At 71.6% G+C, this 12,791-nt stretch carries 11 protein-coding genes; 3 read left to right on the top strand and 8 right to left on the bottom strand.

What is annotated here, in order from left to right; translation table 11 throughout:
* Positions 1-3 precede the first annotated feature (3 nt).
* Positions 4-1,056 carry a Glu/Leu/Phe/Val dehydrogenase dimerization domain-containing protein gene (locus tag ACQEWB_RS39225; RefSeq protein ID WP_432839799.1) on the bottom strand — a complete coding sequence of 351 codons (1,053 nt, stop codon included), beginning with the start codon at positions 1,054-1,056 and terminating at the stop codon, positions 4-6.
* Between the two features lie 78 nt (positions 1,057-1,134).
* On the opposite strand from ACQEWB_RS39225, the gene ACQEWB_RS39220 reads away from it, so the two are divergent.
* Positions 1,135-1,611 carry an Lrp/AsnC family transcriptional regulator gene (locus ACQEWB_RS39220; protein WP_432839797.1) on the top strand — a complete coding sequence of 159 codons (477 nt, stop codon included), beginning with the start codon at positions 1,135-1,137 and terminating at the stop codon, positions 1,609-1,611.
* On the opposite strand, the gene urtE is transcribed toward ACQEWB_RS39220, so the two are convergent.
* Genes urtE through urtA form a run of 5 tightly spaced genes read right to left on the bottom strand, consistent with a single transcriptional unit; the run spans position 1,601 to position 6,335 of the window.
* Positions 1,601-2,293 carry an urea ABC transporter ATP-binding subunit UrtE gene (gene urtE / locus ACQEWB_RS39215; protein ID WP_432839795.1) on the bottom strand — a complete coding sequence of 231 codons (693 nt, stop codon included), beginning with the start codon at positions 2,291-2,293 and terminating at the stop codon, positions 1,601-1,603. The genes ACQEWB_RS39220 and urtE overlap by 11 nt on opposite strands.
* Positions 2,294-2,298: 5 nt before the next feature.
* Positions 2,299-3,066 carry an urea ABC transporter ATP-binding protein UrtD gene (gene urtD / locus ACQEWB_RS39210; protein ID WP_432839793.1) on the bottom strand — a complete coding sequence of 256 codons (768 nt, stop codon included), beginning with the start codon at positions 3,064-3,066 and terminating at the stop codon, positions 2,299-2,301.
* Entirely contained in the window at positions 3,063-4,160 is a 1,098-nt protein-coding gene (urtC, locus tag ACQEWB_RS39205) for an urea ABC transporter permease subunit UrtC (RefSeq protein WP_432839791.1), read from the bottom strand. The genes urtD and urtC overlap by 4 nt, the downstream gene beginning before the upstream one ends.
* Entirely contained in the window at positions 4,157-5,041 is an 885-nt protein-coding gene (urtB, locus tag ACQEWB_RS39200; protein ID WP_432839789.1) for an urea ABC transporter permease subunit UrtB, read from the bottom strand. The genes urtC and urtB overlap by 4 nt, the downstream gene beginning before the upstream one ends.
* A 40-nt stretch (positions 5,042-5,081) precedes the next feature.
* Complete coding sequence (gene urtA / locus ACQEWB_RS39195) at positions 5,082-6,335, bottom strand: urea ABC transporter substrate-binding protein (protein ID WP_432839787.1); 1,254 nt, start codon at positions 6,333-6,335, stop codon at positions 5,082-5,084.
* Positions 6,336-6,589: 254 nt separating this feature from the next.
* Between urtA and ACQEWB_RS39190 the strand changes: the two genes are divergently transcribed.
* Positions 6,590-7,060 (top strand): MarR family winged helix-turn-helix transcriptional regulator, encoded by a 471-nt coding sequence (locus ACQEWB_RS39190; RefSeq protein WP_432839785.1) that lies wholly within the window; start codon positions 6,590-6,592, stop codon positions 7,058-7,060.
* On the opposite strand, the gene ACQEWB_RS39185 is transcribed toward ACQEWB_RS39190, so the two are convergent.
* On the bottom strand, positions 7,017-8,135 hold the full coding sequence (locus ACQEWB_RS39185) for a substrate-binding domain-containing protein (protein ID WP_432839783.1): 1,119 nt from the start codon (positions 8,133-8,135) through the stop codon (positions 7,017-7,019). The two genes, ACQEWB_RS39190 and ACQEWB_RS39185, sit on opposite strands and share 44 nt — an antisense overlap.
* 27 nt (positions 8,136-8,162) lie before the next feature.
* Positions 8,163-9,902 (bottom strand): SpoIIE family protein phosphatase, encoded by a 1,740-nt coding sequence (locus tag ACQEWB_RS39180; RefSeq protein WP_432839781.1) that lies wholly within the window; start codon positions 9,900-9,902, stop codon positions 8,163-8,165.
* A 122-nt stretch (positions 9,903-10,024) separates the two neighbouring features.
* Between ACQEWB_RS39180 and ACQEWB_RS39175 the strand changes: the two genes are divergently transcribed.
* Positions 10,025-12,700: a SpoIIE family protein phosphatase gene (locus tag ACQEWB_RS39175; protein ID WP_432839779.1), complete on the top strand. Its 2,676-nt coding sequence runs from the start codon at positions 10,025-10,027 to the stop codon at positions 12,698-12,700.
* Positions 12,701-12,791 lie beyond the last annotated feature (91 nt).

Raw genomic sequence — 12,791 nt, 5'->3', positions numbered from 1 at the left:
GCGCTACACGGTAGCCAGGGACGAGGGCGGCGTGAGCCTCCGCGCCGCGAGGGTCTTCGCCTCGTCCAGCGGGGTCGTGCCCTTGGCACGGGAGCGGTCCAGGAGCAGTCGTACGGTGTCGCCGATGCCCGACACCCGTCGTATAGCCGCCTCTTGGGTCAGCCCGTCGACCTCGCGGCCCAGGGTGTACACGACCCCGCCCGCGCTCGCGACGAAGTCGGGGACCCACACGATGTCCCGTCCGGCCAGCAGGGCGGCCACCGAGTCGTCGGTGAGCTGGTTGTTGGCGGGGCCCACGACCAGGCGTACGTCGAGCCCGGCCACGGTCTCAGGGCTCAGCACTCCCCCGACGGCGGCCGGGACCAGGACGTCCGCCGGGGTGCCGGGGACCTGCTCGGGGGCCAGCCAGGTGAGACCCGGCCGCAGAGCGGCCCGCTTCGACTCGTCCACGTCGGAGACCAGTACCCGCGCGCCGTCCGCGACCAGCCCCGCGGCGATGCGGCTGCCGACGGAGCCGTAGCCGCTGACGATCACCGTCCGGCCGGCGAGGGAGGCCGTGTCGAAGGTGTGGTCGGCGCCGGCGCGGAGGGCGGCGAGGACGCCGGTGGCCGTCGGGGTGCCGGAGTCGCCCGTGCCGCCGTGCTCCTCGGGCAGGCAGAAGACGTACGGCGAGGAGTGGCGCAGCACCACCATGTCGTCGGGGGTCGTGCCCACGTCCGGTCCGGCGAGGTAGCCGCCCTCGAAGGAGGCGATGAGTTCGCCCAGGTCGGCCAGCGCCGCCGCACGCAACTCCGGTGTGAGGTCGGTGTGTTCGTCGAGGGCGATCACCGTCTTGCCACCGCCGAAGTCCAGGCCGGACACGGCGCACTTGTAGGTCATCGCCTCGGACAGCCGCAGTGCGTCCGCGACTCCCTCGCGCCAACTCCCGTACCGGCGAAGGCGGATACCGCCGACCGCCGGGCCCAGGGCACGCGAGTGGATCGCGATGACCAGCGGCAGTCCCGAACGGGAGCCGCGGTGGACGGTCACCTCTTCGTGTTCGAGTGTTTGCGTCATGGCCGGGAGGTTAGGCGGATGTTCAGGGCCAGGACGGGGATCCCGAACGAAATTCGGGACCGAGCGCGAGAGGCGACCGTGGACGAACTTGATACGGCGATCCTGCGGCATCTCCAGGAGGATGCGCGGCAGCCGAACCGGACCATCGCACAGAAGGTGGGCGTCGCGCCCTCGACCTGTCTGGAGCGCATCCGGCTGCTGCGGCAGCGCGGGGTGATCCGCGGCTATCACGCCGAGGTCGCGTTGCCCGCCCTCAACCGGGGCGTGCAGGCGATGGTGGCGGCGACGGTCCGGCCGCTCAGCCGGCAGGTGGTGGCGGGCTTCGAGCAGTCGGTCTCCCGGCTGCCCGAAGTCCTGTCGGTCTACACGATGGCCGGCAACGACGACTTCCTGGTCCATGTGGCGGTCCAGGACATCGACCATCTGCACGCGTTCCTGCTGGACCGGTTCACCAACCGCCGGGAGATCCTCAGCTTCCGGACGATGATCATCTACCAGCACCTGACCAACCAGGTGCCGGCCCCGCTGCCGTCGGCCAACGAGGTCACACGCTGAGCGCCGCCCGGACCGTCTGTTCGGAGTCGGCACCGCCGTCCCCGGACGAGGTGACGCGGCCGGCTTCGAGGACGTAATAACGGTCGGCCGCGCGCATCGCGAACCCGACGTGCTGCTCGACGAGGAGGACGGACAGTCCGCCGCGCCGGGCCAGTGCCAGGATCGTCTCCTCGATCTCGGCGACCACCGACGGCTGGATGCCCTCGGTGGGTTCGTCGAGCAGCAGCAGCCGCGGGCGGGTCACCAGGGCCCGGGCGATGGCGAGTTGCTGCCGCTGGCCGCCGCTGAGCAACCCGGCCCGGCGGCCGGAGAGTTCACGCAGGGCGGGGAAGAGGTCGAGCGCCTCGGCGATCGCCTCCCTGCCGTCCGCCCGTCCGTCGGCGACGAGTTGGAGGTTCTCGGCGGTGGTCAGGTGCGGGAAGGACTGCTGGCCCTGCGGGACGTAGGCCATACCGCGGGCCACCCGCTGGTGCGGGGCGAGCCGGGTGATGTCCTCGCCGTCCAGCCGGATCGTGCCGCCCTTGGGCCTGATGAGCCCCATGGCGGTGCGGAGCAGCGTGCTCTTCCCGGCGCCGTTGTGACCGAGGACCGCGGCGACATCGTCCTTCGGAACGGACACGGTCACGCCGTGCAGGACGGGTGAACGGTCGTAGCCCGCACGGACGTTGCTCAGTTCCAGCATCGGTGTCACGCCTCCTCGGGCACGGGGACGGCAGCGGGTTCGGCGGCGCGGCCGAGGTAGACCTCCTGCACCTTGGCGTCGGCCTGCACCTCGGCCACGGTGCCCTCGCTGAGCACCCTGCCGGCGTGCAGGACGCTGACGCTGCGGGCGTAGGAGCGCATGAAGTCCATGTCGTGCTCGATGACGACGACCGTGCGGTCCTCGGCGACGCGTTGCAGCAGCTCGCCGGTGGCCTCGCGCTCCTCGTGGCTCATGCCGGCCACCGGCTCGTCCAGGAGCAGGAGTCGGACGTCCTGCACGAGCAGCATGCCGATCTCCAACCACTGCTTCTGCCCGTGCGCGAGGGCACCGGCCGGCCGGTCGTGCAGGTCGGTGAGGCCGGTGGTCTCCAGTGCCGTGGTCACCGACTCCGGTACGGACTTGCGGCGACGGAGCATGGTGAGCGGCCCGCGTCCGGCACCGGCCGCGATGTCCAGGTTCTGAAGGACCGTCAACTCCTCGAAGACGGTGGCCGTCTGGAAGGTCCGCCCGATGCCGAGCCGTGCGATCCGGTGCACCGGCCTGCCGAGCAGTTCCTGCCCGCCGAACCGCACCGAGCCGCTCGACTTCACCAGACCGGTCACGGCATCCACCAGGGTGGTCTTCCCGGCGCCGTTCGGCCCGATGAGGAACCGCAGGTCCCCGGGGCTGATGTCGAGGTCCACGCCGTCGACCGCGGTGAAGCCGTCGAAGGTGACCCGCAGGTCGCGGACGGTGAGCCCTTCGCCGCTCATGCCGCCTCCCCCGCCATGACAACCACCGTTTCCTCCTTGGGAGTTGCAGGGGTACGACGCCTGCGCAGGACCGCCCCCAGCGAGGCGAGCCCGCCCGGCAGGAAACCGACCGCCAGCACGAAGAGCAGGCCCTGGAGGTACGTCCACGCGGCCGGGAACTCGTCGGACAGGGTGCTCTGCGCCCAGGCCACGGCGATCGCCCCGAGCACCGCGCCGACCAGCGAGGCCCGTCCGCCGACCGCGGCGCCGATCACGAAGCCGATGGACGGCACGATCCCGATCAGTGCCGGGGAGATGATGCCGACGGCCGGCACGAACAGCGCGCCCGCGAGGCCCGCCATGCCCGCGGCGACGACGTAGGCGACGAGCTTGACGTTGGCCGGGTCGTACCCGAGGAAGCGCACCCGTTCCTCCGAGTCCCGTACGGCGACCAGGAGTTCGCCGTACCGGCTGACGAACAGCTGGCGGGCCAGGGCCATCAGCAGGAGCAGCACGGCGGCGATGACGAAGTACACCATCCGCTGGTTGACGGGGTCGTCCAGCGAGTAGCCGAAGAAGCCCTGGATGTCGGTGAGTCCGTTGGTGCCGCCCGTGGTGGCCTGCTGGCCGATCAGCCAGATCGACAGCGCGGCGGCCAGCGCCTGGCTGAGGATCGCGAAGTACGCGCCCTTCACCCGGCGGCGGAAGACGAAGAAGCCGAGCAGCGCGGCGACCGCCATCGGCAGCAGCACGGTCATGGCGAGTGCGAAGAACGGGTTGGCGAACGGCTTCCACCACCAGGGCAGGGCGTCCGAAGTGCCGTACAACTGCATGAAGTCGGGGAGTTTCTCGCCGGTGTCGGCCGCGTCGGCGAGCTTGAGGTGCATGGCCATCGCGTAGCCGCCGAGGCCGAAGAAGACGCCCTGGCCGAGGACCATCAGGCCGCCGCGGCCCCAGGCGAGGCTGACGCCGACCGCGACGATGGCGTAGCAGAGGTACTTGGCGAGGAGGGAGAGGCGGAAGTCGGAGAGGGCGACGGGGGCGATCCCCAGGAGCAGGACCGCGCCGAGGAGGAAGGCGCCGGGGACGCGGAGGCGTTCGGTGATCGTCGTCATGCCAGGCTCCGGGTGCGCAGGGTGTACAGGCCCTGGGGCCGCCACTGGAGGAAGGCGACGATCGCCACGAGCACGCCGACCTTGGCGACGCTGACCGTCGTCGAGTATTCGAGGACCGACTGGAGGACGCCGAGGGCGAACGCCGTGATGACCGCGCCCCTCAGTTGTCCGATGCCGCCCACGACCACGACCAGGAAGGCGTCGACGATGTAGTTGGTGCCCATCGTCGGGCCGATAGGCCCGACTAGGGTGAGCGCGACGCCGGCCACGCCCGCGAGGCCGGAGCCGATGAAGAAGGTGATCCGGTCGACCTGTCCGGTCGCGATCCCGGAGACCTCGGCGAGGTCGCGGTTCTGCACGACGGCCCGGATCCGGCGGCCGAGCGGGGTGAACCGCAGGACCAGGGTCAGACCGAGGACACAGAGCAGCGCCAACCCCAGTATGAACAGGCGGTTGTTGGCGAAGGTGACCCCGCCGAGGGAGATGTTGCCGGTCAGCAGATCCGGCGCGGCGGTCTGCACGTTCGGGGCGCCGAAGACGTCCCGGGCGAGTTGCTGGAGCATCAGCGAGACGCCCCAGGTGACCAGCAGGGTGTCCAGCGGACGGGTGTACAGGCGGCGGATGAGCAGCCATTCAAGGAGCGCGCCCATGGCTCCCGCGACCAGGAAGGCCAGCGGCAGGGCGACCAGGAGGGAGACGCCCGCGCTGCTGATGGACTTCTGGAGGACGTACGTCGTGTAGGCACCGGCCATGATGAACTCGCCGTGCGCCATGTTGATCACGCCCATCTGCCCGAAGGTGAGGGTCAGACCGAGGGCGATGAGCAGCAGGACGGCACCGATGCTGATGCCGGTGAAGGACTGGTTGAGGACGACCGTCATGAAGCGGCTCCGATCGGCTCCGGATGGAGGTGACGGGGGGTCAGGACAGGCCGGAGGCCCAGGAGTAGCCCTTCAGGTACGGGTCCGGCTTGATCGGCTTGCCCGAGTTCCAGACCTCCTCGATGAGGCCGTCGGAGCCGACCTTGCCGATCCGGGCCGTCTTGTAGACGTGCTGGGAGGCGCCGTCGACCGTGACCGTGCCCTCGGGGGCGTCGAAGGTGATGCCGTCGCTCGCCGCCTTGACCTTGGCGACGTCGAAGGAGCCGGCCTTCTCGACCATCTCCTTCCACAGGTACACGGAGATGTAGGCGGCCTCCATCGGGTCGGAGGTCGGCTTGTCCTTGCCGTAGGCGGCCTGGTAGGCGGCGACGAACTTCTTGTTCGCGGCGCCCGGAGTCGTCTCGTAGTAGTTCCAGGCGGTCAACTGGCCTTCCAGGTACTGCGTTCCGATGCTCTTGACCTCCTCCTCGGCGATGGAGACGGAGAGCACCGGCAGGCTCTTGGCGGTCAGGCCCGCGGACTTGTACTCCTTGAAGAAGGCCACGTTGCTGTCGCCGTTGAGGGTGTTGAACACGGCGTCCGCGCCGGCGCCCTTGACCTTGTTGACGATGGTGCCGAACTCCGTGGAGCCGAGCGGCGCGTAGTCCTCGCCGACCACCTTCATGCCCTTGGCCTCCGCGTACGCCTTGATGATCTTGTTGGCGGTGCGCGGGAAGACGTAGTCGCTGCCGACGAGGTAGAGGCGGGTCAGGCCCTGCTTCTTGAGGTAGTCGAGGGCGGGCACGATCTGCTGGTTGGTCGTGGCGCCGATGTAGAAGATGTACGGCGACTCCTCCAGCCCCTCGTACTGGACGGGGTAGTAGAGCAGCGACTTGTAGCGCTCGAAGACCGGCTTGACGGCCTTGCGGCTGGCGGAGGTCCAGCAGCCGAAGGTGGCGACGACCTTGTCGTCCTTGATCAGGGCCTCCGCCTTCTCGGCGAAGGTCGGCCAGTCGGAGGCGCCGTCCTGGCTGACGGGGTTCAGCTTCTTGCCCAGCACGCCGCCGGCCGCGTTGATCTCCTTCACGGCGAGCAACAGCGAGTTGTGGACGGTGACTTCACTGATCGCCATGGTGCCGGAGAGCGAGTTCAGCAGGCCCACCTTGACGGTGCTGCCGGAGGTGTCCGCCTTGGCGCCGGCGTCGGACGAGGTGCTGGTGCCGGTCTTGGCGCCGCACGCGGTGAGCGCCGCGGACGCGCCGAAGGCCGAGGCGCCGTACAGGAGACCACGTCTGCTGATGCTGAGCCCGGACATGCGAATACCTCCTTGCCCGAAGGCAAAAAATGAAAAGGAACCGTGAATTCGGGAGGGGAAATACGGGGACGCACGCGGCGGTTGAGCTGCGGAAGCGCGGTCCACAGACTGCGCCGGGCCTGTTTCCGTCGCGTTTCACGGCGATTGATGAACAGTTGCGATTACTTCCCAGCGGAAGGATTAATTACGGCTTCGGGTGATCGCGGGTACGCTGTCGAAGACCCCACCGTCGACCGGCTGTTGTGAGGAGTGCGATGGCGATCCGGCCCCAGGAACTGCTTCTGCTGCTCACCCGGGCCGAGCGTCTCTCCGCCCGCCGGGTGCAGCAGACGCTGGAGGAGTTCGGCTGCTCGGTGGAGGAGTGGCGGGTGCTTGCGCTGCTCTCCGACGGCGAGGGGCACAACATGACGGCGATCGCCGACTGTGTCTTTCTGCCGCCGCCGAGTCTGACCAAGCTGATGGACCACCTGGTCGACCGGAACTGGGTCTACCGGCGCACCGATCCGGCCGACCGTCGCCGCATCCTCGCCCAACTCACCCCGCGCGGGCAGGAGTTCTGGCAGCGGATCGACCGCCGGGTCCGCGCGGAGCTGGCGCCGCTGCTGGAGCCGGAGGACGGCGAGCAGCTGCGGGCGCTCCTGGAGCGGTTCGCCGACACGCTGGACGGCGAGGAAACCACGGTCACAACAGGTCGTGCGGGGAACGGAGTTGGGCGAGCACGGTGAAGTCGAGGCCGTCGGCCTGGGCAAGGTAGATGCGCTGGCGGGCGTGCCGGCCGTCGAGGCCGATCAGTCCGCGCGGACCCTCGTAGGAGACGTTCTCGGCGGCCGCGCCGATCGCTCCCACGTCCAGGGTGCGGGCCCGTTCGACGAGTGCGGCGAGGAGCAGCACGCCCTCGTAGCAGGACTCGCCGAGGCTGCCGGGGACGGGCGCGTCGGCGCCGTACCGGTCGGCGTAACTGCCGTGGAAGTCCATGCTGTTGCGGTCGGCGAGCGAGGTGAAGAAGCCGGCCGTGCTGAACAGGTCGGCGGTGGCGTCGGGGCCGCTGCCCAGCAGCATGTTCTCGTCCATGAGGGTGCTGAGCCGGAGGCAGCGCTGGTCGAGGCCCGCGGCGGCGAAGGCGCGGTTGAAGCGGACGCCGTCGCTGCCGACCAGCAGCATGAGGACGGCGTCGGCGTCCGTGTGCTCGATACGGCGCAGGACCTCGCCGAACTCCTCGGTGCCCAGCGGCAGATAGGCCTCGCCGCAGACCCGGCCCCCGCACTCGCGGACGTAACGGCGGGCCGCGTGGGCGCTGCGCCGCGGCCACACGTAGTCGTTGCCGACGACGAACCAGCGCCGCACCCGCCTCGCCTCGGCCAACAGCCGCATGGCGGGCAGGAGTTGCCAGGCCGGCGTCTCGCTGGTCAGGTAGACGCCCTCGGTGTTCTCGCCGCCCTCGTACAGGGCCGTGTAGACGTACGGCACCCGGTGCGCGATCCGCGGCGCGACGGCCTGCCGTACGGACGAGATGTGCCAGCCGGTGACGCCCTGCACGACACCCGTCTCGACCAACGCCTCCACCTGCGCGGCGACTTCTCCGGGCGGCGCACCCCCGTCCACCTCCACCAGCCGCAGCTCCCGCCCCAGCACCCCGCCCGCCTTGTTGACCTCCTCGACGGCGAGCCGGGCACAGGCCTCGCAGGTGGGGCCGAAGATGCCGCCGGGCCCCTGCATCGGGTACACGAGCGCGATGTTCAGCGCCGAGTCGTCGGCCGTGAACCAGTCGGGGGCGGACAGGCGGGGCGGCGGCCGGTGCATGCGCACATGATGGCAGGGGCGGCGCGGTCAGACGGTGCGTGGTCTCGCCGCCAGGATGGCGATGTCGTCGTGGGTCGGGCCGGTCGTGACGTGGGCCAGGATCTCGTCGAGTATCTCGTCCAGGCTGCCGCCGGGCGGCAGGCGGACCTGGGTGAGGCGGTGGAGCGAGGTGTCGATGTCCTCGTCGCGGCGTTCCACCAGGCCGTCGGTGTAGAGGAGGAGGGTGCCGCCGGGGATGCCGGGGCGGGTGACCGTCTCGTAGCTGCCGAGGCCCGTGCCGAGCGGTGGGCCGGCCGCCAGCGGCACCAGTTCCACCCGGCCCTCGGGGGTCACCCGGAGCGGCGGGAGGTGGCCGGCGTTGGCGTAGCTGATGGTGCCGGCGGCGGGGTCGCCCAGCGCGAGCAGGCAGGTGGCGACGCGTTCGAAGCCGGCGGCGGCGACCATCCGGTCGGCCTGGGTGAGCATCTCGTGCAGGGGCAGCCCGGAGCCGGCCAGGGCGCGCAGCATCGAGCGGTAGTTGCTCATCGCGACGGCGGCCTCCACGCCGTGGCCCATCACGTCGCCGATGACCAGGAGGTTGCGGCCGTGCGGCAGGGCCAGCGAGTCGAACCAGTCGCCGCCGACCACCGAGGCGTCGTCGGCAGGCAGGTAGCGGGAGGCGGTCTCCAGGTCCGGGTGCGGCAGGCTCGGTTCGCTGAGCAGCGCCCGCTGGAGCTCCAGGGCCATGGTGTGCTCTTTGACGTAGTGCAGGGCGCGTTCGAGGGCGCGTGACGCCCGGCCCGCCAGCTCCTGCGCGACCACGGCGTCCTCGGCGCGGAACGCCGGTGCGGGGGCCGTGCGCAGCAGGGCGAGCGCGCCCAGCGGACGGGTCTCGTTCGACAGGGGTACGACGAGCAGGGAGTGCACGCCGGCCGCCCGGAACGCGGCCCACCGCTCGGCGTACGGCCCGCCCGCGGGCCCCTCCGGCGGCAGCTTCTTCATCAGGGGCCGTCCGAGCTCCAGACACCGCCGTACGGGCGATCCCGGCCCGTGGTCGGTCAGGACGCGCTCCTCCAGGAGGGCACGGAAGGTGTCCTCGAGGCCGGGCCGGGCGCGTACGGCCGCGCGGCGCAGCCGGGTGACGCCCGGGGGCGGGCAGCCGAGGTGCGCCGGCTCGTGATCGACAACGAGTTCGACCGAGGCTCCGTCGGCGAGGCCGGCGACCACGAAGTCGGCGAGTTCCGCGGAGGTGGTGTCGAGGTCGAGGGTGGTGCCGATGCTGACGGCCGCGGTGTTCAGCAGCGTCATGTGGGCGTGCGCCCGCTCCAGCTCGGTGACGTAGCGGCGCGGCTCGGTGACCTCGATCCCGATGCCGACCAGGCCGGCGACCTCGCCCTGCTCGTCGTAGACGCGGTGGTACGTGCTGTGCCACTCGCGCCGGGTGCCGTCCGGGCCGGTGTCCGCGGAGACGACGAGGGCGCGCGGGTTGCCGTCGCGCAGGACGGCGACCAGCGCACCGTCGGGCCGGTGCGCGCCCGGCACGATCTCGGGGAGCGTGCGGCCGAGGTGCGCCTCGGCGGGGACACCGTTGGCGCGGGCCATGTGCGGGTTGACGTACAGGTAGCGCAGCCGGGTGTCGAGCACGGCGAGCCCGACCGCGCCGCCCTCCACGATCTGCCGCAGCAGCCGGTACTCACGCCCCAGCGCCGGGTCCGCGCCCGCCAGCAGGGCGTCGACGTCCGCGGACAGCAGCGGGCGCGGCGAGGGGTCCGGCGAGTCGGGCCGCACTGGGTTCCTCCTGTCCCGCCCAGGGCTGGAAACCCATGATCCGGCGCGGGCGCCCGGCGCGCATGTCGCGCGGAAAGAACCGTTTGCGGTGCCCGCCCCACTGAACGGTGTGAAAATGAGACATGGCCGGATTCCGCGGCCGCCTGCGCTCCGTGCTGGGCGCACGCACCCTGGCCCGAGAGGTCTTCGTGCTTCAGGCGGCGATCGTGGTGCTCCTGGTCGTCGCCGCGGTGGTCGCCGTGCTGCTGCAGGTGGGGTCCGACAGCGAGCGCGAAGCCCGCAACCGGTCCCTCGCGGTCGCCCAGACCTTCGCGAACGCGCCGGGCATCGCAGAGGCTCTCGCGCGCCCGGATCCGTCCACCGCACTGCAGCCCCGCGCCGAGGCGGCCCGCAAGGCGTCCGGCGTCGACTTCGTGGTCGTGATGACGAAGGACGGCGTCCGCTACACCCACCCGAACCCGGCCCAGATCGGCAAGCACTACATCGGCACCATCGACGAGGCCGCCGCGGGCGGGGTCGTGAGGGAGACCTTCAAGGGCACGCTGGGCCGCTCGGTGCGGGCCGTCGTCCCGGTGACCGGCCCGGACGGCCAGGTCGTCGGGCTCGTCGCGGCCGGAGTGACGCTGGCGAGCGTGCGCGGGGCGATCGAGCACCAGCTGCCCGTGCTCGCCGTCTCCGCGGTGGTCGCGCTGGCCGTCGCCACCGCCGGAACCGCCCTGGTCAGCAGGCGGCTGCGGAACCAGACACGCGGACTGGAGCCGGCCGAGATGACACGGATGTACGACCACCACGACGCCGTACTGCACACCGTGCGGGAGGGCGTGCTGATCCTGGACGGCGAGGGCCGGCTGGCGCTGGCCAACGACGAGGCGCGCCGGCTGCTCGGCCTGGGGCCGGACGCGGAGGGGCGGTCGATCCGCGAGCTGGGCATCACCCCGGACCTGGCGCGGCTGTTCGCCTCCGGGCGCAACGCCACCGACGAGGTGCACCTGGCGCGGGGCCGGCTGCTCGCCGTGAGCCAGCGGGCGACCGATCTGGAGGGCGGGCCGTCCGGCAGCGTCGCCACCCTGCGGGACACCACCGAGCTCCAGGCCCTCACCGGCCGGGCGGACGTGGCGCAGGAGCGGCTGAAGCTGCTGTACGACGCCGGTCTGGAGATCGGCACCCGGCTCGACGTGCGCCTCACCTGCCAGGAGCTGGCCGACTTCGCGGTGCCGCGGTTCGCCGACTTCGTCACCGTGGATCTGGCGGATCCCGTGTTGCGGGGTGAGGAGCCGCGGGAGGACGCCACGGACATGCGGCGGGTGGCGTTCCACGGGGTGCGGCAGGGCAGCCCCTTCTACCCGGCCGGCCGGCTGATCCACTTCGTGCCGGCCACCCCGCAGGCCTCCGGGTACACGGCCGGCGAGAGCGTCCTGGAGGCGGACATGGGCGCCTTCTCCGGCTGGCAGGCGCAGGATCCCGAACGGGCCCGCAAACTCGTGGAGTTCGGGATCCACTCGATGATCGCGGTGCCGCTGCCGGCCCGCGGGGCCGTCATGGGCGTGGCCACCTTCTGGCGCGCCGACGAGCCCACGCCCTTCCAGCGCGAGGACGTCTCCCTCGCCGAGGAACTGGTCGCCCGCGCCGCCGTCAGCATCGACAACGCCCGCCGCTACACCCGTGAGCACACCATGGCCGCCACGCTCCAACGCAGCCTGCTGCCACGGGCGTTGCCCGAGCAGAGTGCCCTGGACGTGGCCTACCGCTATCTGCCCGCGCAGGCGGCGCAGGGCGGGGTCGGCGGGGACTGGTTCGACGTGATCCCGCTGCCCGGGGCGCGGGTGGCGCTGGTGGTCGGGGACGTCGTCGGGCACGGACTGCACGCGGCGGCCACCATGGGCCGGCTGCGCACCGCCGTGCACAACTTCTCGACGCTGGACCTGCCGCCCGACGAACTCCTGTGGCGGCTCGACGAGTTGGTCGCCCGCATCGACCAGGACGAGAGCGACGACGAGACGGCCGCGCCGGTCACCGGGGCCACCTGCCTGTACGCCGTCTACGACCCCGGCACCGGCCTGTGCACCCTCTCCCGCGCGGGCCACCTCGAACCCGCCCTCGTCCACCCCGACGGCGGCGTCGAGTTCCCCGGCATCCCCGGCGGACCCCCGCTGGGCCTGGGCGGCAGCCTGCCCTTCGAAGCCACCGAGCTGCGGCTGCCCGAGGGCAGCGGCCTGGTGCTGTACACCGACGGGCTGGTCGAGGACCACGGCCGGGACATCGACGAAGGTCTCGAGCTGCTGCGCGGCGCGCTGGCACACGGGGACCGCGGCCCGGAGGCGACCTGCCGGGCGGTGCTCGCGGCCCTGGTGCCGGAGCGGCCCCGCGACGACATCGCGCTGGTGGTGGCCCGCACCCGCCGGCTCGACGCGGACCGCAGCGTGACCTGGGACGTGCCGACCGACCCGTCGGAGGTCGGCCGGGTGCGCGCGGCGGCCGCCCGCACGCTGGCCGAATGGGGCCTGGCGGACGAGGCGTTCACCACCGAGCTGATCCTCAGCGAGCTGGTCACCAACGCCATCCGGCACGCGAACGGCCCGGTCCGGGTACGGCTGATCCGCGACCGCGCGCTGATCTGCGAGGTCTCCGACGGCAGCAGCACCGCGCCACACCTGCGCCGCGCGGCCGGCACCGACGAGGGCGGCCGGGGTCTGTTCCTGGTCGCCCAGTTCGCCGAGCGCTGGGGCACCCGCTACACGACCGACGGCAAGGTCATCTGGACCGAGCAGCCGCTGGGTCCGGGAGCCAAGCGCGAGTAAAGCGGACGCGACGCAACCGTTGACGGGAGCATGACGCCCCTTTTATCTTCTGGCCGGAATCACGAACTACGTTCGAAATTACGGACAATGG

This window comes from Streptomyces sp. CA-249302, assembly GCF_050936785.1.
Taxonomy (GTDB): domain Bacteria; phylum Actinomycetota; class Actinomycetes; order Streptomycetales; family Streptomycetaceae; genus Streptomyces.
This window is presented reverse-complemented; position numbering and strand designations above follow the sequence as displayed.